The 24,275-nt window shown below is 72.6% G+C and carries 24 protein-coding genes; 8 read left to right on the top strand and 16 right to left on the bottom strand.

Annotated elements, in window-relative coordinates; all coding sequences use genetic code 11:
* Positions 1 to 879: 879 nt before the first annotated feature.
* Positions 880 to 2,214: a geranylgeranyl reductase family protein gene (locus tag AB0D48_RS19070; RefSeq protein ID WP_362397701.1), complete on the bottom strand. Its 1,335-nt coding sequence runs from the start codon at positions 2,212 to 2,214 to the stop codon at positions 880 to 882.
* 182 nt (positions 2,215 to 2,396) lie between these two features.
* On the opposite strand from AB0D48_RS19070, the gene AB0D48_RS19065 reads away from it, so the two are divergent.
* Complete coding sequence (locus tag AB0D48_RS19065) at positions 2,397 to 3,761, top strand: dipeptidase (RefSeq protein ID WP_362397698.1); 1,365 nt, start codon at positions 2,397 to 2,399, stop codon at positions 3,759 to 3,761.
* Between the two features lie 107 nt (positions 3,762 to 3,868).
* Positions 3,869 to 4,558, top strand: coding sequence for an MBL fold metallo-hydrolase (locus AB0D48_RS19060; RefSeq protein ID WP_362397695.1), 690 nt, complete (start codon positions 3,869 to 3,871; stop codon positions 4,556 to 4,558).
* A 51-nt stretch (positions 4,559 to 4,609) separates the two neighbouring features.
* On the opposite strand, the gene AB0D48_RS19055 is transcribed toward AB0D48_RS19060, so the two are convergent.
* Positions 4,610 to 5,647: an NUDIX domain-containing protein gene (locus AB0D48_RS19055; RefSeq protein ID WP_362397693.1), complete on the bottom strand. Its 1,038-nt coding sequence runs from the start codon at positions 5,645 to 5,647 to the stop codon at positions 4,610 to 4,612.
* A 189-nt stretch (positions 5,648 to 5,836) separates the two neighbouring features.
* On the opposite strand from AB0D48_RS19055, the gene AB0D48_RS19050 reads away from it, so the two are divergent.
* On the top strand, positions 5,837 to 6,823 hold the full coding sequence (locus AB0D48_RS19050; protein ID WP_362397690.1) for a LacI family DNA-binding transcriptional regulator: 987 nt from the start codon (positions 5,837 to 5,839) through the stop codon (positions 6,821 to 6,823).
* Positions 6,824 to 6,826: 3 nt separating this feature from the next.
* On the opposite strand, the gene AB0D48_RS19045 is transcribed toward AB0D48_RS19050, so the two are convergent.
* Entirely contained in the window at positions 6,827 to 7,021 is a 195-nt protein-coding gene (locus AB0D48_RS19045; protein ID WP_362397687.1) for a hypothetical protein, read from the bottom strand.
* 177 nt (positions 7,022 to 7,198) lie between these two features.
* On the opposite strand from AB0D48_RS19045, the gene AB0D48_RS19040 reads away from it, so the two are divergent.
* Positions 7,199 to 7,561, top strand: a complete 363-nt coding sequence (locus tag AB0D48_RS19040; protein WP_362397683.1) for a WD40 repeat domain-containing protein — start codon at positions 7,199 to 7,201, stop codon at positions 7,559 to 7,561.
* 63 nt (positions 7,562 to 7,624) lie between these two features.
* Here the strand turns inward: AB0D48_RS19040 and AB0D48_RS19035 are convergent, their stop codons facing one another.
* The 5 genes from AB0D48_RS19035 to AB0D48_RS19015 form a co-directional block, all read right to left on the bottom strand.
* The gene (locus AB0D48_RS19035) at positions 7,625 to 8,923 is read right to left on the bottom strand and encodes an aldolase (protein WP_362397680.1); all 1,299 of its coding nucleotides are present in this window, start codon (positions 8,921 to 8,923) and stop codon (positions 7,625 to 7,627) included.
* A gap of 176 nt (positions 8,924 to 9,099) precedes the next feature.
* Positions 9,100 to 10,062, bottom strand: coding sequence for an electron transfer flavoprotein subunit alpha/FixB family protein (locus tag AB0D48_RS19030; RefSeq protein WP_362397677.1), 963 nt, complete (start codon positions 10,060 to 10,062; stop codon positions 9,100 to 9,102).
* A 60-nt stretch (positions 10,063 to 10,122) separates the two neighbouring features.
* Positions 10,123 to 10,908 carry an electron transfer flavoprotein subunit beta/FixA family protein gene (locus AB0D48_RS19025; protein WP_362397674.1) on the bottom strand — a complete coding sequence of 262 codons (786 nt, stop codon included), beginning with the start codon at positions 10,906 to 10,908 and terminating at the stop codon, positions 10,123 to 10,125.
* Between the two features lie 201 nt (positions 10,909 to 11,109).
* The gene (locus tag AB0D48_RS19020; protein ID WP_362397671.1) at positions 11,110 to 11,640 is read right to left on the bottom strand and encodes a flavin reductase family protein; all 531 of its coding nucleotides are present in this window, start codon (positions 11,638 to 11,640) and stop codon (positions 11,110 to 11,112) included.
* Between the two features lie 313 nt (positions 11,641 to 11,953).
* Entirely contained in the window at positions 11,954 to 12,328 is a 375-nt protein-coding gene (locus tag AB0D48_RS19015; protein ID WP_362397868.1) for a thioredoxin family protein, read from the bottom strand.
* Positions 12,329 to 12,528: 200 nt separating this feature from the next.
* On the opposite strand from AB0D48_RS19015, the gene AB0D48_RS19010 reads away from it, so the two are divergent.
* Complete coding sequence (locus AB0D48_RS19010; RefSeq protein ID WP_362397668.1) at positions 12,529 to 13,251, top strand: lysophospholipid acyltransferase family protein; 723 nt, start codon at positions 12,529 to 12,531, stop codon at positions 13,249 to 13,251.
* A gap of 74 nt (positions 13,252 to 13,325) precedes the next feature.
* Here AB0D48_RS19010 and AB0D48_RS19005 read toward each other — a convergent pair whose 3' ends face one another.
* Together AB0D48_RS19005 and AB0D48_RS19000 are read right to left on the bottom strand one after the other, a co-directional pair.
* Positions 13,326 to 14,528 (bottom strand): alginate lyase family protein, encoded by a 1,203-nt coding sequence (locus AB0D48_RS19005; RefSeq protein WP_362397665.1) that lies wholly within the window; start codon positions 14,526 to 14,528, stop codon positions 13,326 to 13,328.
* A gap of 181 nt (positions 14,529 to 14,709) precedes the next feature.
* Complete coding sequence (locus AB0D48_RS19000; protein WP_362397662.1) at positions 14,710 to 15,273, bottom strand: CGNR zinc finger domain-containing protein; 564 nt, start codon at positions 15,271 to 15,273, stop codon at positions 14,710 to 14,712.
* A gap of 82 nt (positions 15,274 to 15,355) precedes the next feature.
* Between AB0D48_RS19000 and AB0D48_RS18995 the strand changes: the two genes are divergently transcribed.
* On the top strand, positions 15,356 to 16,603 hold the full coding sequence (locus AB0D48_RS18995) for an MFS transporter (protein WP_362397659.1): 1,248 nt from the start codon (positions 15,356 to 15,358) through the stop codon (positions 16,601 to 16,603).
* Here AB0D48_RS18995 and AB0D48_RS18990 read toward each other — a convergent pair.
* The 6 genes from AB0D48_RS18990 to AB0D48_RS18965 form a co-directional block, all read right to left on the bottom strand.
* Positions 16,539 to 17,141, bottom strand: coding sequence for a transglutaminase family protein (locus tag AB0D48_RS18990; RefSeq protein ID WP_362397657.1), 603 nt, complete (start codon positions 17,139 to 17,141; stop codon positions 16,539 to 16,541). The genes AB0D48_RS18995 and AB0D48_RS18990 overlap by 65 nt on opposite strands.
* A 43-nt stretch (positions 17,142 to 17,184) precedes the next feature.
* Positions 17,185 to 18,261: a low specificity L-threonine aldolase gene (locus AB0D48_RS18985; protein ID WP_362397654.1), complete on the bottom strand. Its 1,077-nt coding sequence runs from the start codon at positions 18,259 to 18,261 to the stop codon at positions 17,185 to 17,187.
* Entirely contained in the window at positions 18,258 to 19,019 is a 762-nt protein-coding gene (locus AB0D48_RS18980) for an SDR family oxidoreductase (protein ID WP_362397651.1), read from the bottom strand. The genes AB0D48_RS18985 and AB0D48_RS18980 overlap by 4 nt, the downstream gene beginning before the upstream one ends.
* A 26-nt stretch (positions 19,020 to 19,045) precedes the next feature.
* Entirely contained in the window at positions 19,046 to 20,452 is a 1,407-nt protein-coding gene (locus AB0D48_RS18975; RefSeq protein WP_362397648.1) for a DUF6421 family protein, read from the bottom strand.
* An 81-nt stretch (positions 20,453 to 20,533) separates the two neighbouring features.
* A complete protein-coding gene (locus tag AB0D48_RS18970; RefSeq protein WP_362397645.1) occupies positions 20,534 to 21,523 on the bottom strand; it encodes an alpha/beta hydrolase in 990 nt (329 codons plus the stop codon).
* On the bottom strand, positions 21,523 to 22,644 hold the full coding sequence (locus AB0D48_RS18965) for an LLM class flavin-dependent oxidoreductase (RefSeq protein WP_362397642.1): 1,122 nt from the start codon (positions 22,642 to 22,644) through the stop codon (positions 21,523 to 21,525). Before AB0D48_RS18965 ends, AB0D48_RS18970 begins: the two co-directional genes overlap by 1 nt.
* A 49-nt stretch (positions 22,645 to 22,693) precedes the next feature.
* Between AB0D48_RS18965 and AB0D48_RS18960 the strand changes: the two genes are divergently transcribed.
* Positions 22,694 to 23,365 (top strand): PadR family transcriptional regulator, encoded by a 672-nt coding sequence (locus AB0D48_RS18960; protein WP_362397639.1) that lies wholly within the window; start codon positions 22,694 to 22,696, stop codon positions 23,363 to 23,365.
* A 190-nt stretch (positions 23,366 to 23,555) separates the two neighbouring features.
* Positions 23,556 to 24,248 (top strand): glycerophosphodiester phosphodiesterase family protein, encoded by a 693-nt coding sequence (locus tag AB0D48_RS18955; RefSeq protein ID WP_362397636.1) that lies wholly within the window; start codon positions 23,556 to 23,558, stop codon positions 24,246 to 24,248.
* Positions 24,249 to 24,275: the final 27 nt, after the last annotated feature.

Below are 24,275 nucleotides of genomic sequence, written 5' to 3'. Positions count from 1 at the left end.
GGGGCCGGCCCGAGCAACAGCGCGAGTCCGACCGGTCACCGCGACAAGAGCCGCGGCCGCCGGGGCGGACCGGGACTGACCGGCCAGCCACGCCGAGAGCCGCGGACGCGGGGGCGGGCCGGGGCTGACCGGCCAGCCACGCCGAGCCGAGGCCGCGGATGCCGGGAGCGGACCGGGACTGGCCGGCCAGCCGCGCCGTGAGCCGCGGACGCCGGGGCGGGCCGGTCAGCCGCGCCAAGAGCTACGGACGCCGGGCGGACGCGGGGCGGACCGGGACTGGCCGGTCAGCCGCGCCGAGCCGAGGCCGCCGGGACGGACGCCGGGAGCGGACCGGGGCTGACCGGCCAGCCGCGCCGAGAGCCGCGGGGGCGGGGCCGGGGCCGGCCGGTCAGCCACGCCGAGAGCCGCGGACGCGGAGGTGGCCGCGGACGCGGGCGGGCGGCAGCCCGCCCGTCAGTTCGCCCAGGTGGTGCCTCCCCAGCCAGAGCGGCAGCTCCCGGCGGGGCACGAACGACCACAGGTCGTCATCGGCCTCGTTGCCGCGCGGGCAGGAACCCGAGCGCTCCAGACAGCGCCGGCCCACCGTCCGGTGGAGCCGCGCGACGTGCGCCAGGGCGATGACGCCCTGGCGGCGCCCCTCCGGGCCGCCGACTCCAGCGCCCCGGCGACCACGGGCAACGCCGCGGCCTGCCCAGGCTGGTTGAACGCCAGAGCGATCACCGCCACCCCGACGTGCTCGCCGCGCGCGAAGGCCGCGACCAGGTGTTCCGGCCGGTCAACCTCGTTCAGGTCGAGCCGCCCCGCCGGTCCAGGCAGCCGTACCCGTCCCGGTACACGTTCTCCCGCCCTCACCCCCGCGCACGGCATAGACCCCTACGCCTACGCCAACTCCTGTTCGCTGCTACCGCCGCTACCGGCACTACTGCCGCCACTACCGGCGCCGCGGACCGCCTGCCGGGCGTCCAGGGCGTGCAGCGCCCTGCGCGCCAGCGGATACGTGCGCACCATGTCGGCCAGGGTCGTCGATCCCCGCGTGATGCGGGCGAAGGCCCGCCACGCCGGGCGGAACCCGGTGACCGCCGCGTGCATCAGCCCCGGGCGGGCCTCGAAGACGGCCAGCATCCGCCTGCCGACGCCCATCTCCACGCCCAGCCCCGCCTTCACGGCGAAGGCGTAGTTGAGCGCCTGACGGCGCGCGTCCACCGCGTCCTGCGCCTCGGAGATCTTCACCGCCCACTCCCCCGCCAGCCGCCCGGAGCGCAGCGCGAAGGAGATGCCCTCCCGGGTCCACGGCTCCAGCAGTCCCGCGGCGTCACCCGCCACCAGCACCCGCCCGCGCGACAGCGGCGAATCGGGCTTGCGGCAGCGGGTCAGGTGCCCGGAGGATACGGCCGGCTCGAAACCGGCGAGCCCGAGCCGGGCGATGAAGTCGTCGAGGTACCGCTTCGTCGCGGCGCCCTCGCCCTTGGCGGAGATGACCCCGACGGTGAGGGTGTCGCCCTTGGGGAAGACCCAGCCGTAACTGCCGGGCAGCGGGCCCCAGTCGAGCAGCACCCGCCCCTTCCAGTCCTCCGCGACCGTTGCCGGTACGGGGATCTCCGCCTCCAGCCCGAGGTCCACCTGCGCCATTTCGACCCCGACGTGCGCGCCGATCCGGCTCGCGCTGCCGTCCGCCCCGACCACCGCGCGGGCCAGGACGGTCTCCCCGTCGGCGAGCACCACGGCGACGGTCCGCCGGTCCGGCACGGCGGCCCCGTGCTGCTCGACGCGGCTCACGGCCGTCCCCGTACGGACGGTCGCGCCGGCCTTCTCGGCCACGGCGACCAGCCCGGCGTCGAACTCGGGCCGGTTGACGAGCCCGAACAGCATCTGCTTCGAGCGCCGCGTCCGGGTCAGCTTCCCGTCCAGCGAGAAGGTCACCGCGTGGATGCGGTCCTCCAGGGGCAGTACGAAGCCCGGGGGCAGGGCGTCACGCGAGGGTCCGATGATCCCGCCGCCGCAGGTCTTGTACCGGGGCAGTTCGGCCTTCTCCAGGAGCAGGACGCGCCGGCCCGCCGTCGCCGCCGCGTACGCCGCGGAGGCCCCGGCCGGTCCGGCCCCGACCACGACCACGTCCCAGACCTCGCCCGTTCCGCCGGTCCCTCCGGTCACCTCGTCGTCCGCCTCCTGCGCGTCGTGTCCTGCGCTTGCGTCGCGTACGTCGTCGCTGCTCACGATGTGCTGCTGCTCCTGATCACCCGGTGTGCTCCGATGCCGGGGAAATCCTACGGCGCGACGCCCCCCCGCCCCGCTGTGCGAGGATCGGACTGTCTTTCGCCGTACCCGGCGTACGCACACCCCGCGTATACGGATGGCGTACTACAGAGCACAACGTCGCACCCAAAAGGAGCGTGCCCATGTCCCAGAATCCGATCGCCGAGACCGTCGCCTCGCTGATGCCCCGCGCCAAGCAGGAGCTGACCGAGCTGGTGGCCTTCCAGTCGGTGGCGGACTGGGCACAGTTCCCGCAGAGCGAGAGCCGGGCCGCGGCGGACTGGGTGGCCGACGCGCTGCGCGTAGAGGGCTTCCAGGACGTGGCGCTGCTCGACACCCCCGACGGCACCCAGTCGGTGTACGGCTTCCTGCCCGGCCCCGAGGGTGCGCCGACCGTACTGCTCTACGCGCACTACGACGTGCAGCCGCCGCTGGACGACGCGGCGTGGATCTCCCCCGCCTTCGAGCTGACCGAGCGCGACGGCCGCTGGTACGGGCGCGGCGCCGCCGACTGCAAGGGCGGGTTCATCATGCACCTGCTGGCGCTGCGCGCCCTGAAGGCCAACGGCGGCGTGCCGGTGAGCGTGAAGGTGATCGTCGAGGGCTCGGAGGAGCAGGGCACCGGCGGTCTCCAGCAGTACGCCTTGGCGCACCCGGAGCTGCTGGCGGCCGACACCATCGTCATCGGCGACGCGGGCAACTTCCGGCTCGGGCTGCCGACGGTGACGGCCACCCTGCGCGGCATGTGCCTGCTCAAGGTGAAGATCGACACGCTGGGCGGCAACCTGCACTCCGGCATGTTCGGCGGGGTCGCCCCCGACGCGCTGGCCGCGCTCATCCGGGTACTGGACTCGCTGCGCGCGTCGGACGGTTCGACGACCGTGGACGGGCTGGCCTCGGACGCGGTGTGGGAGGGCCTGCAGTACCCGGAGGCGGATTTCCGCGCCGACGCGCGGGTGCTGGACGGGGTGGAGCTGATCGGCGAGGGCACGATCGCGGACCGGCTGTGGGCCCGGCCGGCCGTCACGGTGCTCGGCATCGACTGCCCGCCGGTGGTCGGCGCGACGCCGTCGGTGCACGCGAGCGCCGGCGCGCTGATCAGCCTGCGGGTGCCGCCGGGCGTGGACACCACCGAGGCCGTCAAGCTGCTGGAGGCGCACATGGTGGCGCACACCCCGTGGAAGGCGCGCCTGGAGCTGGAGATCGTGGGCCAGGGCCAGCCGTTCCAGGCGGACACGAGCAGCCCGGCGTACGCGTCGATGGCGGCGGCGCTGCAGGAGGCGTACCCGGGCGAGGAGATGCAGGTCGCCGGTATGGGCGGCTCGATCCCGCTGTGCAACACGCTGACGGAGCTGTACCCCGACGCGGAGATGCTGCTGATCGGGCTGAGCGAGCCGGAGGCACAGATCCACGCGGTCAACGAGAGCGTGTCGCCGCAGGAGCTGGAGCGCCTGTCGGTGGCGGAGGCCCTCTTCCTCGTCAACTACGCGGAGTCCAGGCGCGGCTGATCCGCCGCGGGTTGCGTCGTACGCCCAGGGCGCAGTGCGCCCTGGGCGTACTGCGCTCCCGGCGAACCTGTGTGCGCTGGGCGAGGATGTGTTCGTACGTTCGTGACATGGATCTTGTAGAAGTAATCCCGAACCGGCTCCACATGCTCCGATTCCCCATCGGCCAGGCCTACCTGTGGCAGGACGGCGAGGCGCTCACCCTGATCGACGCCGGTCACGCGGGCTCCGCCGCCGCCATCGAGGGGGCGGTACGGTCCCTCGGGCTGCTCCCCGAGCGGCTGGAGCGGATCGTGCTCACCCACTGCCACCGCGACCACGTCGGCGCGGCCGGTGAGCTCGCCGCCCGCTGGGGCGCGCGGGTACTGGCGCACCGGCTGGACGCGCCCGTGATCCGAGGCGAGTCGCCCGTGCCGGAACCGGTGCTGCTGGACTGGGAGCTTCCGCTGTACGCGCACGGCCTGACCGTCCCCGAGGCCCCGCCCACCCAGGTCGACCAGGAGCTGGAGGACGGGGACGCGCTGGGCTTCGGGGACGGGGCGTACGTGGTCCACGCGCCGGGCCACACGGACGGCAGCATCGGCGTCCATCTCCCGCGCCACGGGGTGCTGTTCACGGGTGACTGTGTCGCCGCCGTCGGCCCGCTGATGCTGGGCGTCTTCAACGTGGACCGGGCCCGGGCCGTCGAATCGTTCCGGCGGCTGGCCGCGCTCGCCCCTTCGACGGCCTGCTTCGGACACGGGGATCCGCTGACGGAGGACACCGCGGCGGCCCTCGTCCGGGTCGCCGCGGCTTCTTGAGGGAGCGGTCAGCCGCCGGGACGCCCGGGCCGGCCCACCGGGACGCCCCGGTCAGCCCACCGGGACGCCCGCCTCCAGGTACAGGGGGCGGCCGCGCTCCCTGGCGCGCAGGGCCCAGCGCAGGCGCTCGTAGCGGTGCTTCGGGAGCAGGCCGGCGGCCTCGGCCTCCGTGACGAAGCGCCAGGTCCGCAGCTCCGGGCCGGGCAGCCGGAGCCGGTCCGCCGCGCCCTCCGGGAGGCGGCCGCCGTCGAAGAGCAGGCGCAGGCCCCCGTGACCGGGCGGCTGCGGGGACTCCCAGTCGACGACGAGCAGCCCGGGCGTCCGGTCCAGTACGAGGCCCAGTTCCTCGGCGACCTCCCGTACGCCCGCGCACGCGGGTGCCTCCCCGGCTTCGACGACGCCGCCCGGGAACTCCCAGCCCGCCTTGTACGTCGGATCCACCAGCAGCACCCGGTCCTGCTCGTCGAAGAGCAGCACCCCGGATGCCACCGTTTCCCGGGTGGGCTCCGGGGTCTGCACGATGTCGCAGACCCGCGCCTCGTCCGTGCGCACCGCTTCGGCGATCCGTTCCGCGGTCTCCCGCACGCTCAGGGCGCCGTTGTCGATGACGTGCGCGTCGGCGGTGAGCCAGCCGAGCGCCTGCTGGTAGGCGGGGATGTGGTCGTACGCCCACTGCCGGACCCGGGGGTCCACGTCCTGCGGCCCGCCGGGCTCCTCCCGCGTCGCGATCCGGTGCCGGAGGATCGTTTCCGCAGGGGCCAGCAGCACATGGCGCACCGCGATCCGCCGGGCCGCCAGACCGCCGAAGATCTCGTCCCGGTACTCCTGCCTGAGGAGCGTCATCGGCACGACGAGGACTCCGCCCAGTTCGGTGAGCATCGCCGCCGCCGTGTCCACCACCAGGCGCCGCCAGCTCGGCAGGTCCTGGTAGTCGGTGACCTCCGCCAGGCGCTTGCGCGGCAGCAGCACGCGCAGCGCGTCACCGATGAACTCCGGGTCGAACAGGGTGCTGTCCGGCAGCATTCCGGTCAGTTCGCGGGCCGTGCTGGTCTTCCCGGCGCCGAATGTGCCGTTGATCCAGACAATCACGTCTACCCCTCTCCCCATGGCTCGTCCGGAGCCCCCAGTGGCTTGCCCGCCTCACCCTGCCACGGAAACCTCAGTCTCGGCCGAGTGCTTATCCTCAAGGTCACAGCCCTGTCCGATACCTCCGGAGGTTTGCCCGCCGTGCCTCACAGCCGCCGCCCGTCCGACCCCCGTTACGGAAACCGGCCGACCATGAAGGACGTGGCGGCCCGGGCGGGCGTGGGCCTGAAAACGGTGTCGCGGGTGGTCAACGGGGAGACCGGAGTCACCCCCGACACCGAGCAGCGGGTCCAGGAGGCCATCGACGCCCTCGGTTTCCGCCGCAACGACAGCGCCCGCGTCCTGCGAAAGGGCCGAACCGCAACCGTGGGCCTGGTCCTTGAGGACCTCGCCGATCCCTTCTACGGTCCGCTGAACCGGGCGGTGGAGGAGGTCGCACGCGCGCACGGGGCGCTGCTCATCAACGGCTCCAGCGCCGAGGACCCGGACAGGGAGCGGGAGTTGGCGCTCGCGCTGTGCGCGCGCCGGGTCGACGGGCTGATCGTGATCCCGGCCGGCGACGACCACCGCTACCTGGAGCCGGAGATGCGGGCAGGTGTGGCCACCGTGTTCGTGGACCGCCCGGCCGGCCGGATCGACGCGGACGTGGTGCTGTCGGACAATTTCGGCGGCGCCCGGGAGGGGGTGGCCCACCTGATCGCGGGCGGGCATCGCAGGATCGGATTCATCGGCGACCGTCCGCGCATCCACACGGCGGCGGAGCGGCTGCGCGGCTACCGCGCGGCGATGGCGGACGCGGGCCTGCCGGTGTCCGAATCCTGGGTCTCGCTCGGTTCCACGGCGCCCGAGAGGGTGTCCGCGGCGGCCCGGGCGCTGCTCGCGGGCCCGGAGGCGGTGTCGGCCGTCTTCGCAGGCAACAACCGCGTGACGGTCACGGTGGTGCGGGTCCTCGCCGACCGGGAGCGCCCGGTGGCACTGGTCGGCTTCGACGACTTCGAGCTGGCCGACCTGCTCCGGCCCGGCGTCACGGTGGTCGCCCAGGACCCGGCGGCGCTGGGCCGGGTGGCCACGGACCGTCTCTTCCAGCGCCTCGCGGGAACCGACCTCCCCCCGACCCGCATCGAACTCCCGACCCGCCTGATCCCCCGCGGCTCGGGCGAACTCCCGCCGGCCGGCTGACGGTCACCGGACGAGGCGGCGCAGCACGGGCACGGCCCCGCCCGTGGCGGTGAGCCCGGCCGGCACGGCCAGGGCGGGAGGCGTGCCGCCGAGGAAGCTCAAGCCGCCGGCGACGAGCCCGATGAGGACGGCGGCGACCAGCACGACCGTGGTGTGCAGGGTGAGGAACGGTGGATCGGAGTGCGGTGATGTGGTCATGGCTCGATCACACCGCATCCGGCAGGGGCGGCTGGCACGGCCGGAACGGACCGGACCGGAAGCCGATCGGTGCCGAACTCCCCTGAACATCGGGCGTGTTCGGCGGAACACGGCGCCGTTGCGTGGTGTTCGGGAAAGTTCGGGACCGATCCGCGCGGGCGCTTTAACCTGATCGCCATGGAGCCGCAGCTCCCGCGACAGCCTCCCCGGACCTTCGAGGAGGAACTGGCCGCCCTCGCAGCCGATCTGCACCGGCTGCGGATCGCCCGCGGCAAGCCCTCGTACCGCGATCTCGTCACCCGCGCGGCGCGCTCGGGCAGCGGGATCCAGCTGTCGCCCGCCACCCAGAGCGAGGCCTTCAACGGCAAGCGGCTGGTCCGTGCGGACACGCTGATGGGGCTGGTCAGGATCCTGTACGCGTACGACGAGTACGGCCACGACGGCCCCGTACGGCACGTCGCCTTCACTCCCGACGGCTCGCTGCTCGTCTCCGGCGGGATGGACGGGGTCCTGCGCCGTTGGATCGTCGGGCGGGTGTGAACTGCCGCGAAGGCCCGTCCGGAAGCGGTTCCGGACGGGCCTCGCGCAGGCCGGGCGACAGGATCAGGCGGTCGCCGTCAGCGTCGCCGAGCGGCGCGGGATGGCGAAGGCGTCGAGTTCGGCGCGGGTCAGGCCGGTCAGGGCGGTGACCTCCTCGGCGCCGACCGCGCCGCAGTCGAGGCCGCGGACCAGGTATCCGGCCAGCGCCTTGGCGGTGGCGGGCTCGTCCATCACGTCGCCCTCGATCTTGGCGACGTAGGCCTTCAGGCGCGCGGCGGCGGCGTCGAGGCCCTCGCGGTAGAAGGTGAAGACGGCCGCGTAGCGGGTCGGCAGGTGCGCCGGGTGCATGTCCCAGCCCTGGTAGTAGGCGCGGGCCAGGGCGCGGCGGGTCAGGCCGTAGTGGAGCTTCCAGGCGTCGTGGACGTGCTCGGTGGTGCCGATCGGCAGCACGTTCGTGGAGCCGTCGGACACGCGTACGCCGGTGCCGGCGGCCGCGACCTGCATGATCGCCTTCGCGTGGTCGGCGGCCGGGTGGTCGCTCGACTGGTACGCGGCGGAGACGCCGACGCAGGCGCTGTAGTCGAAGGTGCCGTAGTGGAGGCCCGTGGCGCGGCCCTTGGCGGCCTCGATCATCCGGGCCACGGTGGCGGTGCCGTCGGAGGCCAGAATGGACTGGCTGGTCTCGATCTGGATCTCGAAGCCGATCCGGCCGGGGCGCAGGCCGCGGGCCGTCTCGAAGGCCTCCAGCAGCTTGACGAAGGCACTGACCTGCTCGGCGTACGTGACCTTGGGGAGGGTCAGGACGAGGCCCTCGGGGAGTCCGCCGTTCGCCAGCAGGCCGGAGAGGAAGATGTCGGTGGTGCGGATGCCGCGGTCGCGGACGTTGGACTCCATGCACTTCATGCGGATGCCCATGTACGGGGCGTTCGTGCCGTTGGAGAACGCCTCCGCCACGAGGCGGGCGGCGCGGGCCGCGGCCTGGTCCTCCTCCTGCTCGGAGCGGACGCCGAAGCCGTCCTCGAAGTCGACGCGGAGGTCCTCGATCGGCTCGGAGGCGAGCTTGGCGCGGACGCGGTCGTAGACCGGTACGGCCAGCTCGTCGGAGATGCCGAGCACCTTGGCGAAGGTGGCGGCGTCCGGGGCGTGTTCGTCCAGCGCGGCGAGGGCCTGGTCGCCCCAGGAGCGGATGGTGTCGGCGGCGAAGACGTCACCGGGCACGTAGACCGTGTGGATGGGCTGGCGGGTGCCGGGGTCGCCCGGGTAGTGGCGCGCGAGTTCCGCGTCCACCGGCGCGAGGGAGGCGCTGATGCCCTCGCTGACCGCGCCTGCGAGGCTCGTCGCCACCTTCTCCTGCTGACCCATCGTGCACTCTCCTCTTTTCCGCTTCACGGAAGCTTAGATCCGCATAGCAGAATTTAGTCACGGGGGTTCCGCTCCGTCAATGGTCCCTCGCCCGTCCTGGACAAACGACTCGGGGCCGTGCGGTGACAATCACCACACGGCCCCGGAGACCACTTACCCGCAGGTCAGACCAGAGGTCAGCCCTTGCGCGCCTTGATCTCCTCGGTCAGCTGCGGGACGACCGTGAAGAGGTCGCCGACCACGCCGTAGTCGACCAGGTCGAAGATCGGGGCCTCGGCGTCCTTGTTGATGGCCACGATGGTCTTCGAGGTCTGCATGCCGGCCCGGTGCTGGATCGCGCCCGAGATGCCGGAGGCGATGTACAGCTGCGGGGAGACGGACTTGCCGGTCTGGCCGACCTGGTTGGAGTGCGGGTACCAGCCGGCGTCGACGGCGGCGCGCGAGGCACCGACGGCCGCACCGAGGGAGTCCGCGAGCTCCTCGATGATGTGGAAGTTCTCGGCGCCGTTGACACCGCGGCCGCCGGAGACCACGATCGCGGCCTCGGTCAGCTCGGGGCGGCCGGTCGACTCGCGCGGGGTGCGGCCGGTGACCTTGGTGCCGGTCGCCAGGGCGCCGAAGGTGACGGCGAGCGCCTCGACGGCGCCGGCGGCCGGGGCGGCCTCGACCGGGGCCGAGTTCGGCTTCACGGTGATGACCGGGGTGCCCTTGGAGACGCGGGACTTCGTGGTGAACGACGCGGCGAAGGCGGACTGCGTCGCGACCGGACCCTCGTCACCGGCCTCCAGGTCGATGGCGTCGGTGATGATGCCGGAGCCGATGCGGACCGCCAGGCGCGCGGCGATCTCCTTGCCCTCGGCAGAGGACGGGACGAGCACGGCGGCCGGGGACACGGCCTCGTACGCGGCCTGGAGCGCGTCGACCTTCGGTACGACGAGGTACTCGGTGAACTCGGGGGCGTCGGCGGTGAGGACCTTGACCGCGCCGTGCTCGGCGAGCACCGCGGCGGTGGCGTCGGCACCGGCGCCCAGGGCGACGGCGACGGGCTCGCCGAGGCGGCGGGCCAGCGTCAGCAGCTCGAGGGTGGGCTTGCGGACGGCGCCGTCCACGTGGTCGACGTAGACGAGAACTTCAGCCATGGGACTGCTCTCCTGCTATTGCGAAGTGTCTGGGGGCTATTGAGGGGTTGGCCGAAGTTCTCAGATGAACTTCTGGCCGGCCAGGAACTCGGCCAGCTGCTTGCCGCCCTCGCCCTCGTCCTTGACGATCGTGCCGGCGGTGCGGGCCGGACGCTGCGCCGCGGAGTCGACCTTGGTCCAGGAGCCTTCCAGACCGACCTCGTCGGCCTCGAGCTCCAGCTCCTCCAGGTCCCAGGACTCCACCGGCTTCTTCTTGGCGGCCATGATGCCCTTGAAGGACGGGTAGCGGGCCTCGCCCGACTGGTCCGTCACCGAGACGAGCGCCGGGAGGGAGGCCTCCAGCTGCTCGCTCGCGCTGTCGCCGTCGCGGCGGCCGGTCACGGTGCCGTCCTCGACCTTGACCTCGGAGAGCAGGGTGACCTGCGGGACGCCCAGGCGCTCGGCCAGGATCGCCGGGAGCACGCCCATGGTGCCGTCGGTGGAGGCCATGCCCGTGATGACCAGGTCGTAACCGGCCTTCTCGATCGCCTTGGCGAGCACCAGCGAGGTACCCATGACGTCCGTACCGTGCAGGTCGTCGTCCTCGACGTGGATGGCCTTGTCGGCGCCCATCGACAGCGCCTTGCGCAGCGCGTCCTTGGCGTCCTCGGGGCCCACCGTCAGGACGGTGATCTCCGCGTCGTCCGCCTCTTCGGCGATCTGCAGCGCCTGCTCGACGGCGTACTCGTCGAGCTCCGACAGCAGGCCGTCGACGTCGTCACGGTTGACGGTCAAGTCCTCGGTGAACTGCCGGTCGCCGGTGGCGTCGGGCACGTACTTCACACAGACAACGATCCTCAGGCTCACGCCGGCTCTCCTACCGCATCGTCTTTTCTGGTACCGCCTTGTGCAGGCAGCATAGGCGCCTTGTCGGGCGGATCCCGGTCGGGGCGGCCCGCGCTCCGAAGGGAATGTTACTCGTCAGTACATCGTGGGTGCCACGAACTCGCAAGGCCGGTGAACTGTGATCTGTCCAACGCCGCCCGAACCCGCCCCAGCAGGGACGATTCAGTCGCGCAGCGCGTTGAAGCGACCCTGGTGGTACAGCAGGGGACGGCCCTCCCCGGCCGGGTCCCCCGCGACCGCCTCGGCGATGATCACACGATGCTCACCGGCGGGCACACGGGCCACCACCCTGCACACCAGCCAGGCCAGCACGCCGTCCAGCACGGGAACCCCGTGGGGCCCCGCGCTCCATGCCGTGCCCGGGCCGAAACGATCGGCTCCGCTCCGCGCGAACAGGCCGGCCAGCTCCCGCTGGTGCTCGCCGAGTATGTGGACCCCGAGGTGACCACTGTCGCGCACGGCGGGCCAGCTGGAGGACCCGGTGCCGATGGTGAAGGAGAGCAGCGGCGGCTCCGCCGACACCGAGTTGAGCGAGGTGGCGGTGAAGCCCGCCGGACGGCCGCCGGTCTCGGCGGTGATCACGGCGACTCCGGCGGCGTGCTGCCGGAACACGGAGCGCAGGAGCTCGGGCGAGCCGGGGAGCCCGGCGTGGAATCGGGGGGCCGGAGCCGTCGGGGCCGCAGGAGCGGTCATCGGGGTACTTCCTTCTGCCGCGGAGCACGCGGGCGCTGTCGGGGATCGGGGACCTGGGACGTTCAGTGATCCCGACAGCGCGCGCTCGCGTGGCGGACGAGGTCCACATGGACCCGTCCGTAGAGCAGGAGTTCATACGGCATACGGTCAGCCTGGCGATCCCGCGTGTACACAGTCAAGCGGGATCCGGCAGATGTCAGGCGCGTCACGCTGCGTGCGGGCGCCCGCGACGGCGCGTGCACCGGCGCGGACACGAGTACTCGCGCCGGCGCGGACACGGGTACTCGCACCGCCTCCCGCACCGGTGTGCCTTTCATACGGCCGCCCCCAGGGCGGCGATCACGTCCGCCTTGCGCGGCATCCCGGCCGCCCGCCGGACGATCCGGCCCGCCCCGTCCAGGACGAGGACGGTCGGGGTCTTCTCGATCCCCAGGGCGCGGACCAGTTCGAGCCGGTCCTCGGCGTCGATCTCGATGTGCGCCACCCCCTCGACCATCGCCGCGACCTCGGCGAGGATCCGCCGGGTGGCCCGGCAGGGCTGGCAGAAGGCGCTGGAGAACTGCACCAGGCTGGCCCGCTCCCCCGGCTCCGCGCCCAGTTCCGCCGCGCCCAGCCGGCCCGCCGCCTCTCGCTGCCCGCGCACCCGCGCTCCCGTCGTCGCACCGCCGTCGCCTTCGTGTGCGTACATCATCGCCGTACGCTCGTACGGGGAACGAACCGCCCGCCGGACCTGCGTGATTCCCGGCGTGACGAGAATCTCCCCGGGCTCGGGCGTCTGGGCTGGCCAGCAGCGCGCACATGGGGCACGATCCCCAATGGCGCGTACCTACGCTGCCGTAACTTCCGGCCGGGAGCACCTCCCCAGGCAGAAAGCGGGGTCTCCGCACCATGGCTGAGTTCGTCTACCCCCCGGTGATCGGCGCCGCGCACACGCTCTTCCGTGCGCTGGACATCCGTATCGACATGAAGGGCACCGAGAACATCCCGCGCAAGGGCGGGGCCGTCCTGGTGTCGAACCACATCGGCTACCTCGACTTCATCTTCGCCGGCCTGACCGCGCGGCCGCAGAAGCGCCTGGTGCGCTTCATGGCGAAGGAGTCGGTGTTCCGGCACAGGGTGTCCGGCCCGCTGATGCGCGCGATGAAGCACATCCCGGTGGACCGCTCGCAGGGTGAGACGGCGTACCAGCACGCGCTCGACTCGCTGCGCGCCGGCGAGATCATCGGTGTGTTCCCGGAAGCGACGATCTCCCAGTCCTTCACCCTCAAGAGCTTCAAGTCGGGTGCGGCGCGCATGGCGCAGGAGGCCGGCGTCCCGCTGATTCCGGTGGCGCTGTGGGGCACCCAGCGGCTGTGGACCAAGGGCCGCCCGAAGAACCTCAAGCGCAGCCACGTCCCGGTGACGATGCGCGTCGGCGAGCCGCTCGAAGCGCCGACGGACCAGTACGCCGGCGCCATCACCCGGCGGCTGCGCGAGCGCGTGCAGGAACTGCTGGACGCGGCGCAGCGCGCCTATCCGGACACGCCCAAGGGCACCGAGGACTCGTGGTGGCTGCCGGCCCACCTGGGCGGGACCGCGCCGACGCCGGCCCAGGTCAAGGAAGCGGGCTGACCCGCCCGCGCCTGCCGTGACCGGCCGTGCCGCCGCGCCCTCCGGGCGGGGCCGCACGGCCTCCGTCGTTCCGCTCAGTGGGGGTTGTCGGCGTGGGTCAGGGTCTCCCACGCCTCGAAGTGGTTCTCCGTGCCCGCCGGGCGCCGCCCCTCGGTGAGCCTGCGGGTGTTCTCCATGCTCACGCCGAGCCGGGTGTGCAGGGCGTTGTAGCCGACCTCGGTCGCCGGGCCGATGCCCTTGGACAGGCTTCCGCCGCACAGCCAGGACGGCACCGCCTCGCCGAGCTCGAACTTCGCGTGGAAGCCGAGCGCGTGCCGGAACCGGTCCTTGAACTGCGGGTACAGGTCACGCCCCTGGATGCGCGAGGTCTCGGCAACGTGCATGGCCGCCGCGATCCCCATGCCGGTGTGGCCGAAGTCCCGGCAGGTCTCCTGGGCGAGGCCGTCCACGAAGGTGCTCTGGCCGTGCCAGTACTCCACCAGCTCGCTCCTGGTGTCGATGGTGGAGCGCGGCGGATAGACGGGCTGCGTTCCGTCGGACGCGAGGTAGAAGTATGCGGGGACGCGGCCGAGGTAGATCCCCATCGCCTTGTCGTAGCTCGCGCGGTCGTCGAGGTGGACGGCCATGCCGACGGCGGCGTCCATCATGATCAGTTCCCAGTTGCCGTTGGTGTTCGGCCTTCCGTTGATCACCTCGGGCAGGTAGACCTCGCGCAGCATGGTCGCGAAGCGGCCCTGGTTCGCCCAGCCGCCGGTGTACGTGTGCTTGATGATCTCGGCGGCGCGCGGCCAGGTCGAGCCCGCCCAGCCGCTCTGCAGGGGTGCGTTGCTGTTGGTGTGGTCCTTGATCGTCCCGGACCAGGCGTCCATCAGCTCGATCGACTTCTTCGCGTAGCGGCTGTCCCTGGTGACGTACCAGGCGAGCGCCTGGGTGTAGGCGGCGATGGCGTCCTCGCGCTCGTCGGAGCAGCCGATGTCCGGGTTCGAGTACGAGCCGCACTCGACGACGGCGCGCGGCTGGGGCGTGCGGAACAGCGAGCCGTACTTGCTCGCGAGCATGGAATCGAACGCCGGCTTCCACGGCTGCTGACCGGCTTGCACCTTCGCCCGTACGAAGTCCAGTTGCGCGCGGCTGTTGAGGACTCCGGGGTGGGCGAACTGCGCGGGGGCGGCGGGCGCGGCGGGGGTGGGGGGCGCCGCGAGGGTGGGGACGGGTGCCACGGCCGCCGCCAGGCCGAGGGCCAGGGCGGTGAGCGCGGCGGGTGATCCGAAACGCATGGGGGGCCTTCCGGTGGGAGGGGGTTCCGGCGAACCCGAAGGTACTCATGCCCATGCCAAGCTGACAACGATGTCCGACAAGAAACTTTCCTATCGACCGTCACATCGCCTTCGATCGTCTCGCCTCGACCCTGGCGTCGGCCGCCGGCGTTCGCCTCCGCACGGGCCTTCCCGTTGGCCTTCACCTCCCTTGACCCTCTTCGTGCTTGCGGCGGCGGTGAGCGGCGACGCGGGCCCGTCCGGCACACGCGGTGGAGCAGTACCGGCGGGCACTGCCCGGCCCGGTGGCCAGGAAGAACCGTCCGCAGCCCGCGGCGGCGCAGGCGCCCCACGCGATCCGGCCGTACTCGGTGAGCAGTTGGGCGAGTGCGAGGGCGCCGGAGGCGAGGAACCAGTCGCCCCAGCCCGCCCCCTCCCCCCGGTCCACGTGCAGGTGCCAGGGGTGGCCGTCGTGCCGGGTCAGCCGGGGCCGGGTGGCGCACTCCGCCAGCAGCGCGTTGAGGGCGCCGACGGCACGCTCCTCGTCCCGCTCGGCGAGCACCCCCGCCATCCGCCGGGCCGCGGCGCGCAGTTCGGCGGCGCCCGCCTCGGAGAACGCCTGCTCGGTCAGGTCCGCCGGGCGCTGGCCGTGCCCGGCGAGCAGCTCCGCGAGGGCGGCGCGCGGCAGTTCGGGGTCCGCCCGGACCGCCTCGGCGAGGTCGATCAGCCGCCGGGCAGCCGAGAAACCCCCTCGGGAATCCGCCATGCCCGGATCCTTTCCCCATACACCCGAATGACGTAACGTCTTGTCCGCCTATCACGTTACACACTGCGGGGAGGGTCCGGGGATGAGCGGGTTCGGGCGGTACTTGGCGGCGGCACTGGCCGGGCGGTTCGCCTCGGAGGGCATGGGCATGGCCGTGGTACTGCTCGCCGTGGAGCGCACCGGGAGCGCGGCGTACGGGGCGTTCGTACTGACGGCCTGGCTGGCACCGCACGTGCTGGCGGCTCCGCTGGCGGGCGCCGCCGCGGCCCGGACCCGCCGACCGAGGTTCTTCCACGTCGGCGCCCTCGCCGGATTCACGGCCGCCGTGGCGACCCTGGCCGTGCTGCTGGGCCGCGCACCGATGCCGCTGGTGCTCGCGGTGGCGGTGCTCGGCGGCAGCTGCGGGCCGATGGTGACGGGCGGCCTCTCCAGCCTGGTAACGGGCCTGGTCCCGGCGGGCGCCGGGCGCGACCGCGCGTACGGCTGGGACGCCTCCACCTACAACGGGGCCGCGGTCACCGCCCCCGCGGCGGTCAGCCTGGCCGCGTCGCTTGGTTCCGCCGCTCCGGCGATGGCGGTCCTGGCGGGCTCCGGCGCGCTGGCGGCCGGGCTCGCGGCCACGCTCCCGTACGAGGATCCCCGCGCGGGCGGCCCGAAGGCCGGGCCGCGGGCGGGCCTGGGCGCGGGGCTCGCCGCCCTGTGGCGGGTCCGGGAGCTGCGGGCGGTCACCTCGGCGACGACCGTGGCCTTCGTGGGCGTGGGCGCCCTCACCACCACCTCGGTCCTTCTGGCCGAGGGGCTCGGCAGCCCGGGTGCCGGGGGCGTCCTGATGACGGCCTTCGCGGTGGGCGCCCTGGCCGGTTCGCTCACGCTGGGCCGGATGACGGCCGTGGAGCCGGGCGTGCTGGTGCGGTGGGCACTGGCCGGGACCGGGGCGGCGCTGGCGGCGGCCGCGTTCACGCCGTCGGTCGCCGCCACCGCGGCGCTGTTCGCGGTGGCCGGGGTGTGCGACGGACCGCTGCTCACGGCCACCCTGCGGATCCGCTCGGAGCACGCCCCGGCCGAGGTGCGGACGCAGGTCTTCACCCTCGGTGCGGGGCTGAAGGTCACGGCGGCGTCGGCCGGGGCGGCCCTGGTGGGGTTCGCGGCCGACGCGCCCGCGTGGACGCTGCTGACCGGGATCGCCGGGCTGCAGCTCGCGGCGGCCCTGCTGCACGTAGTGACGGCCGCGCGGGAGCCCGGCCCGTCATCGGCAGCGCCAGTGGTTACAGCGCCGTCGGAAGGTTCCGCCACAGCTCCGGCCGGTCGGCGGATTCCTGGAGGGCCTTGAGGGCGGCGGGGTGCGGGGCGGCGTACAGCTCGGGGTGGTCGATCTCGCCGAGTTCGGGCCGGACGGGGAAGGCCAGTTGCTCGCCGTCGAGGCTGAACCGGGCGTCCACACCGGGCTTGTTGCCGCGCGCGTCCTGGCGGTGCCAGCGCGAACCGCCGGGCAGGCGCAGCGCGATCAGCCCGTGGATCACGGGGTTCGTCCCGTCGTCGTCCGCGAGGAGCTGGTAGCAGAATGCCGTCGGGATGCCCTGGGCGCGCAGGAGGGCGGCCAGGGCGTGGGACTTGGCGTAGCAGATGCCGTTGCGGGTGGCCAGCACGTCGGAGGCGCGCCAGGAGACGCGGGCATCGCCCGAGTCCGCCGAGTGCGGGATCGTGTCGCGGACGAACTCGAAGGCGGCCGCGGCGTACGAAGAGGCCTCGCCGCCCGTGGCCGTCCAGAGCGCGTCGGCGGTTTCGCGGACGAGCGGATGGTGGTGGTCGATGACGTCGTCGGCCACGAGGTAGGCGGCAAGGTCGGGTTGCTCCTGGATCAGTTCCATGATCCAGGAGCATACCTATGCGACCATTCGCATACCTATCGCATTATCGGGCGAGCTCTTCCTTGAGCGCCTGGAGGAAGCCGTCCACGTCCTCTTCCTGGGTGTCGAAGCCGCACATCCAGCGGACGTCACCGGCGGCCTCGTCCCAGAAATAGAAGCGGTAACGCTTCTGCAGCCGCCGGGACACCTCGTGCGGCAGCCGCGCGAACACCGCGTTCGCCTGCACCGGGTAGAGGATCTCCACGCCGTCCGTCTCGCGCACGCCCGCGGCGAGCCGCTGCGCCATCGCGTTGGCGTGCCGGGCGTTGCGCAGCCACAGGTCCTTGGCGAGCAGCGCTTCCAGCTGCACCGACACGAACCGCATCTTCGACGCGAGCTGCATCGACATCTTGCGGATGTGCTTCATCTGCCGGACCGCGTCCGGGTTGAGCACCACCACGGCCTCGCCGAACATCATGCCGTTCTTGGTGCCGCCGTACGACAGCACGTCCACGCCGACCGTGTTCGTGAAGCTGCGCATGGGCACGTCGAGCGAGGCCGCGGCGTTGGCTATCCGGGCACCGTCGAGGTGCACCTTCATGCCGAGGCCGTGGGCGTGGTCGCAGATGGCCTTGATCTCGTCCGGAGTGTAGACCGTGCCGAGTTCGGTGTTCTGGGTGATCGAGACGACCTGGGGCATGGCCCGGTGCTCGTCCTCGAAGCCCCAGGCCTCCTGGTCGATCAGCTCGGGGGTGAGCTTGCCGTCCGGGGTGGGCACGGCGAGCAGCTTGATGCCCGCCATCCGCTCGGGCGCGCCGCCCTCGTCCACGTTGATGTGGGCGGTCTTGGCGCAGATCACGGCGCCCCACCGGTCGGTCATGGCCTGCAGGGCGACGACGTTGGCGCCCGTGCCGTTGAAGACCGGGAAGGCTTCCGCGTACGGCCCGAAGTGGCTGCGGATGACCTTCTGCAGGTGTTCGGTGTACTCGTCCTCGCCGTACGAGACCTGGTGGCCGCCATTGGCCAGCGCGACGGCCGCCAGGACCTCGGGGTGCACCCCCGCGTAGTTGTCGCTCGCGAAACCGCGCACCGCCGGGTCGTGGTGCTGCCGGGCGTCGGTCTTCCCGGCATCGGTTCTCACGGTTGCGGAGTGAGCCACAGACGCTGTCCGTTCACATCGGTGGCGGGCCGCTCCCAGACGCCGGCGATGGCCTCGGCCAGCTCCTTGACGTCGGTGAAGCCCGCGAACTTCGCATTGGGACGCTCGGCGCGCATCGCGTCGTGCACCAGTGCCTTGATGACCAGGATCGCAGCTGCCGCGCCCGGGCCCTCGTCGCCGCCCGCCTTGCGGAAGGAGTCCGCGAGGGCCAGGGTCCAGGCCTCGGCCGCCGCCTTGCCCGCGTTGTACGCGGCGTTGTTGGCGACCGGCTTGTGCGCGCCGGACTGGCTGATCAGGACGAAGCGTCCGCGGTCGCTGCGCAGCAGTCCGTCGTGGAAGGCGAGCGAGGTGTGCTGGACGGTGCGGATGAGGAGCTTCTCCAGGAAGTCCCAGTCCGCGAGGTCGGTGTCGGTGAAGGTGGTGCTGCCGCGCCAGCCGCCGACGAGGTGGACGAGACCGTCGATCCGGCCGAACTCCTTCTCGGTCCGGTCGGCCCACGCCTTGGTCGCGTCGAGGTCGAGCAGGTCCACGGTGTCACCCGTGACGGTGGCACCGCCGTGGGCGTACCGCGCCGCGTCCACGGCCTCGGCGAGGCGCGTCGGATCGGCGTCGGACGCCACGACCACCGCACCCGCCTCGGCGAGGCGGAGCAGGGTGGCGCGCCCGGCGGGCCCACCGGCCCCGGCCACCGCCACCACCGCGCCGTGCAGCTTTCCGTTGCCGTTCCCGGAGCCGTTCATCTGTGCAGCCTCCTGAGGGCGAGTGCTCACGCGGCGACCCGGTCGGCGTGCTCCGCGTTACGGGCCGTGATGCCCTTCGTCGAGGCGATCACGCCCTTCAGCTTCTTGGCGAGGGCCTCAAAGAACATGCTGAGCGGAAACTCGTCCGGAAGCACGTCGTCCACCAGCTTGCGCGGAGGCTGCGTCATGTCGAGGGCGTCGGGGCCCTTGGCCCACTTGGAGCCCGGGTGCGGGGCGAGGTACGTCGAGACCAGCTCGTAGGCCTTGAACCAGTGGACGAGCTTCGGGCGGTCGATGCCGGCCCGGTAGAGGTCCTCGATCTCGCCGCACAGCTGGTTGGTGACCTGCGGGGCACGCATCCAGTCGATCTTCAGCTTGTTGTCCGTCCAGCGCACGACGTCGTGCTTGTGGAGGTACGCGAAGAGCAGCTGGCCGCCGAGACCGTCGTAGTTGCGGTTGCGGTCACCGGAGACGGGGAAGCGGAACATCCGGTCGAAGAGGACGGCGTACTGCACGTCACGGCCGTGCTCGTTGCCCTCGGACTCCAGCTTCACGGCCTCCTTGAAGGCGGTGAGGTCGCAGCGCAGCTCCTCCAGGCCGTACATCCAGAACGGCTGGCGCTGCTTGATCATGAAGGGGTCGAACGGCAGGTCGCCGTGGCTGTGGGTGCGGTCGTGGACCATGTCCCACAGGACGAACGCCTTCTCGCAGCGCTCCTGGTCGGTGACCATGGCGGCGATGTCGGCGGGCAGCTCGATGCCCAGGATGTCGACGGCGGCCTCGGTGACCTTGCGGAAGCGGGCGGCCTCGCGGTCGCAGAAGATGCCGCCCCAGGTGAAGCGCTCGGGAGCCTCGCGGACGGCGATGGTCTCCGGGAACAGCACGGCGGAGTGCGTGTCGTAGCCCGCGGTGAAGTCCTCGAACGTGATGCCGAGGAAGAGCGGGTTGTCGTACCGGGTGCGCTCCAGCTCGGAGAGCCACTCGGGCCACACCATCTTGAGCGCCACGGCCTCCAGATTGCGGTCCGGGTTGCCGTTCTGCGTGTACATCGGGAAGACGACGAGGTGCTGGAGCCCGTCGGCGCGCTCGGCGGCCGGCTGGAAGGCCAGCAGGGAGTCGAGGAAGTCCGGCACCTGGAAGCCGCCCGCGGCCCACTTGCGCAGGTCGTCGACGAGCGCCTCGTGGTAAGCGGTGGCGTGCGGGAGCAGCGGGGACAGCGTCTCGACGGCGCGGATCACGCGACCGACGGCGGCCTCGGCGGTGTGCTGGGCGGGTGCGCCCTCGGCCTCGAAGTCGATGGAGCCGTCCTTGGACTGCCAGGGGCGGATCTCCTCCACGGCGGCCTTGAGCTCGGGCCACGCGGGGTGGTCCACCACCCGCGTCCCGGCGGTTATCACGGCACCGCCGACACCCGGCACAAGAGTTTCCGTCATGTCACTTCCTCCACAGGAGAACCTCACGTCAAGGCAGCGTAAACGGACGAGGCTCTCCTGCTCAAGAGGTAACTCGGGAAATTATCCTGCTCGACCCCCCGATACGCCGAAAGTCTTCCCGTTCGTCAGGGTGGAGCGGATGGCTCCGCCCAGCTTCTCCATGGCCTGCCGGGCCTCCGGCAGTACCGCCGACAGCGCCAGGAAGCCGTGGAACATCCCGGGACGGCTGTCGAGGACCGAGGGAACCCCGCTCGCTCGCAGCCGGCGGTGGTACGCCAGCCCGTCGTCCCGCAGGGGATCGCACCCGGCGACGACCACATGGGCGGGCGGCAGCCCGTGCAGGTCCGCGCGCAGCGGCGAGGCCGCCGGATGCCCGCCGCTCCCGGCCGGGCCGAGGTACTGCTCCCAGAACCAGGCCATGTGCGCGGCGGTCAGGAAACAGCCCTCGGCGTTGCTCCGGTACGACTCGGTGTCCTGGGCGGCGTCCAGTGCGGGATAGGCCAGCACCTGGAGGGCGACGGCCGGCCCCCCGCGCTCGCGGGCCAGCAGCAGCGAGGCGGCGGCGAGGTTGCCCCCGGCACTGTCCCCCGCGACCACCAGGGCCCCCGGGTCGCCGCCCAGCTCCCCGAGGTGCCCGCCGGCCCAGCACAGGGCCGCGTACGCGTCCTGGGCGGCTGCCGGGAAACGGTGCTCGGGGGCCCGCCGGTAGTCGACGGAGACCACTGCGGCGCCGGCCGCCCGCGACAGGTTCCGGGCGGTGGTGTCGTAGGTGTCCAGGTCGCCCAGCACCCAGCCGCCGCCGTGGCAGAACACCACCGTCGGCCGCGGCCCGGGCCACTGCTCAGGGTCGGGCAGGTAGATCCGGACGGGTAGCGCCGGAGCCCCCGGCGGGCCGGGTACCGTCCGGTCCTCGACGGCTCCGACGCGCGGCGTCCGCACGGCCGGGCGGGGCACGGCCGCGAGGATCCGCCGGGCCTCGTCGGCGTCGGTGACGCTCCCGCCCACATCGGGGAAGACGGCGGCCAGTGCGTCGAGGAAGGGCCGGGCGGCGGGGTCGGCGGGGCCGCTCATCACAGGCCCCGGAAGTGCGGGATGACCTTCTCGCCCCACTGGCGCAGGGTCTCCAGGCAGGCTTCCTGCTCCACGGTGCCCATCTGGATCAGGCACATGACCTCGTCGGCGCCCGCCGCCCTGAGCCGCTCCACGTAGGCGATGGCGTCGTCGGCGCTGCCGTAGGCGTGGTCGGCGTTGAAGGTCGCCGTCGAGGTCGGCCGGACCGGGATGTCCAGCTCGTGCAGCCGGGCCACCACCTGCTCGGCCGCCTCGCGCATCCGCGCCGGCTCGTCGGCTCCCGCGACCACCGCCTCGTCCGGGATGCCCGCCCCGCCGTACCAGTGGCCGATGGACTGGGCGAAGAACCGCTGCCCGCGGATGCCGATGCGCCGCGCCTCCTCCCGGTCGTCCAGCACGATCGTCGGGCAGAGCACGGAGAAGTGGTCGTTGACCACCGTGGACACGAACCGGCGGCCGTCCCGCCCGGCGACCGCCGCGTCGTAGACGGACCGCATCCCCGCGATCGACTCGGGTCCGGCGAAGCCCATCACCAGGGCCCCGATCCCCAGCTCGGCCGCCTGGACCAGGGTTTCGCCCCGGCTGCACGCCAGGAACAGCGGCGGGTGCGGGGTCTGCCGCGGCCGCGGCAGGATCGGGTGCGGGTCGATGTCGATCAGCTCACCGTGGTACTCCAGCTCCTCCTCCTGCCAGGCCTTGCCGATGATCCTCAGGGCCTCCTCGACCTCCATCGTGGTGCGCTCCCGGTCGACCCCGCACAGCGAGGACTCCTGCTCGGTGCCCCCGCGCCCGGCCCCGAGGTCGAGCCGTCCGCCGGAGAGCAGGTCGAGCATCGCGGCCCGTTCCGCGACCCGGACCGGGTGGTTGAAGTTGAAGGGCATGCACACGACCCCGTGCCCGATGCGTATGGTGCTGGTCTTGGCGGCGACCCAGGTCAGGAAGACCTCCGGGGCCGACATGTGGGCGTACCACTTCAGTGCGTGGTGTTCGACCGCCCAGATCCGGTCGAATCCCATCCGCTCGGCCAGCACGGCCTGCTCGACGCTGTCGCGGATGACCTGGTGCTCCCGCTCCACGGTCGGATCGGCCAGCTGGGCTTCGAAGATCACGGAGAATTTCACGGTGCCTCCAGGGTTGCGTCCCGTGCCCGGTCTTACTTCAATTAGGAATATGACTAGTAGTCAGAAGGCGAAGAAGCAAGAGCTGCCGCCGACGGCGTGGGCGGTTCTCGGCCTGCTCTCGTTCCCTGGGGAGCGCACGGGCTACGAGCTGAAGAAGTGGGCGGACTCCTCGCTGCGCTTCTTCTACTGGTCACCGGCCATCAGCCAGATCTACGCGGAGCTGCGGAGGCTGGAGGAGCTGGGTTACGCGGCCTCCGTGCGCTCGGGGCCCGAGGAGGCGCGGGCCAAGCGGCGCTACTCCATCACCGGCGCGGGGCGCGAGGCCCTGGCCGGCTGGGCCGCAGACACGGCCGAGGCCGGTCCCCCGGTGCTCAAGCACGGGCTGCTGCTGCGGGTCTGGCTAGGGCACCTCGCCCAGCCCGAGCGGCTGCGCGCGATGGTCGCCGGGCACATGGAGCGCACCCGGGCCGAGCTGGCCGCCGTACGGGAGGCGAGGGAGCAGGCGGGCGGCGTACCGGAATGGGCCTTCCCCGCCCTCGCGCTGCGCTGGAGCGAGCGGCAGCACCTGGCGGAACTGGAGCTCGCACAGGCCCTCCTGGACGACCTCGCCGACCTGGGCGCCGACCGGAAGGAGCCCACCGGGACCGCGGTCACCGAGGCCGTCGCCGGGGCCGGGAGCGCGGGCCGTCAAGCCGATGGGGACGCGCCCACGCCCGGGTGACGCGGCGGGACCGCCACGGGCCGCGCCCGGTCTCACAACCCCGGCGAGAAGCGGCCGGTGGGCCCCGGCGGGGCCTTGCACGGCCGGTCCCTTCGCGCCCTCGGCGCACTAGCATGCGTCCTCATCGCGCGCGGCCGGTCGGGACACCGCGACCGCGCGGGGAGCCGCCGTCGACGGAAGCGAGAGAACCTTGACTTTCCTCACCATCGGTCACCGCGGGGTCATGGGTGTCGAACCGGAGAACACCCTGCGGTCGTATCTCCGAGCGGAACGTTCCGGCATGGACGCCATCGCCCTGGACCTCCGACTGAGCAAGGACGGCGCCCTCGTCGCCCTGCACGACCCCGAGGTGGACCGGACGACCGACGGCTCGGGCGCCGTCGCCGACCTGACCCTTGCCGAACTGAGCGGGCTGGACGCCGGCAAGGGCGAGCGCGTGCCGGTCTTCGAGGACGTCCTGGACGCTGTCCGGGTCCCGCTCCAGGCGTCGGTCCGGGACCGGGCCGCCGCCGGGGTGCTCGCTGAACTGCTCCTGCGCCGCGACCTGACCGCCCGCGTGGAAGTGACCTCCTCCGACGAGGCGCTGCTGGCCGAGACGGCCCGGCTGGTGCCGGGCGTGCGGACCGTGCTCCACGCGGACCGCGCCGGCGGCAAGGGCGAGGACCTCGTGGCACGGGCGCGGACCGCGGGCGCGGCGACGGTCGCCGTGGACATCCGGCGGCTCTCCCTGGAGACCGTGGAGGCGGCGCACGCGGCCGGGTTGCGGGTGACCGGCCTGGCCGTCAACACCCTGGACCAGCTGCGGCTCGCGCGGGCGCTCGGCCTGGACGGCGCGGCCACCGACTTCCCGGAGATCCGCAGCACGGGCCGCTTCACCGCGTGACGGCGCCCGTCACCGGTCGGCGCGCCC

This window comes from Streptomyces sp. NPDC048269 (genome assembly GCF_040652395.1).
GTDB lineage: Bacteria > Actinomycetota > Actinomycetes > Streptomycetales > Streptomycetaceae > Streptomyces.
This window is presented reverse-complemented; position numbering and strand designations above follow the sequence as displayed.

Excerpts from the sequence above, each read along its gene's own strand:
- AB0D48_RS19000 (WP_362397662.1), bottom strand. The coding sequence starts at position 15,273 with ATGGCGGATTCCCGAGGGGGTTTCTCGGCTGCCCGGCGGCTGATCGAC.
- AB0D48_RS19050 (WP_362397690.1), top strand. The coding sequence starts at position 5,837 with ATGAAGGACGTGGCGGCCCGGGCGGGCGTGGGCCTGAAAACGGTGTCG.
- AB0D48_RS18995 (WP_362397659.1), top strand. The coding sequence starts at position 15,356 with ATGAGCGGGTTCGGGCGGTACTTGGCGGCGGCACTGGCCGGGCGGTTC.
- AB0D48_RS19005 (WP_362397665.1), bottom strand. The coding sequence starts at position 14,528 with ATGCGTTTCGGATCACCCGCCGCGCTCACCGCCCTGGCCCTCGGCCTG.
- AB0D48_RS19040 (WP_362397683.1), top strand. The coding sequence starts at position 7,199 with ATGGAGCCGCAGCTCCCGCGACAGCCTCCCCGGACCTTCGAGGAGGAA.
- AB0D48_RS19020 (WP_362397671.1), bottom strand. The coding sequence starts at position 11,640 with ATGACCGCTCCTGCGGCCCCGACGGCTCCGGCCCCCCGATTCCACGCC.
- AB0D48_RS19035 (WP_362397680.1), bottom strand. The coding sequence starts at position 8,923 with ATGGGTCAGCAGGAGAAGGTGGCGACGAGCCTCGCAGGCGCGGTCAGC.
- AB0D48_RS19065 (WP_362397698.1), top strand. The coding sequence starts at position 2,397 with ATGTCCCAGAATCCGATCGCCGAGACCGTCGCCTCGCTGATGCCCCGC.
- AB0D48_RS18970 (WP_362397645.1), bottom strand. The coding sequence starts at position 21,523 with ATGAGCGGCCCCGCCGACCCCGCCGCCCGGCCCTTCCTCGACGCACTG.
- AB0D48_RS18980 (WP_362397651.1), bottom strand. The coding sequence starts at position 19,019 with ATGAACGGCTCCGGGAACGGCAACGGAAAGCTGCACGGCGCGGTGGTG.
- AB0D48_RS19010 (WP_362397668.1), top strand. The coding sequence starts at position 12,529 with ATGGCTGAGTTCGTCTACCCCCCGGTGATCGGCGCCGCGCACACGCTC.
- AB0D48_RS19030 (WP_362397677.1), bottom strand. The coding sequence starts at position 10,062 with ATGGCTGAAGTTCTCGTCTACGTCGACCACGTGGACGGCGCCGTCCGC.
- AB0D48_RS18975 (WP_362397648.1), bottom strand. The coding sequence starts at position 20,452 with ATGACGGAAACTCTTGTGCCGGGTGTCGGCGGTGCCGTGATAACCGCC.
- AB0D48_RS19015 (WP_362397868.1), bottom strand. The coding sequence starts at position 12,328 with ATGTACGCACACGAAGGCGACGGCGGTGCGACGACGGGAGCGCGGGTG.
- AB0D48_RS19060 (WP_362397695.1), top strand. The coding sequence starts at position 3,869 with ATGGATCTTGTAGAAGTAATCCCGAACCGGCTCCACATGCTCCGATTC.
- AB0D48_RS19045 (WP_362397687.1), bottom strand. The coding sequence starts at position 7,021 with ATGACCACATCACCGCACTCCGATCCACCGTTCCTCACCCTGCACACC.
- AB0D48_RS18990 (WP_362397657.1), bottom strand. The coding sequence starts at position 17,141 with ATGGAACTGATCCAGGAGCAACCCGACCTTGCCGCCTACCTCGTGGCC.
- AB0D48_RS18960 (WP_362397639.1), top strand. The coding sequence starts at position 22,694 with ATGACTAGTAGTCAGAAGGCGAAGAAGCAAGAGCTGCCGCCGACGGCG.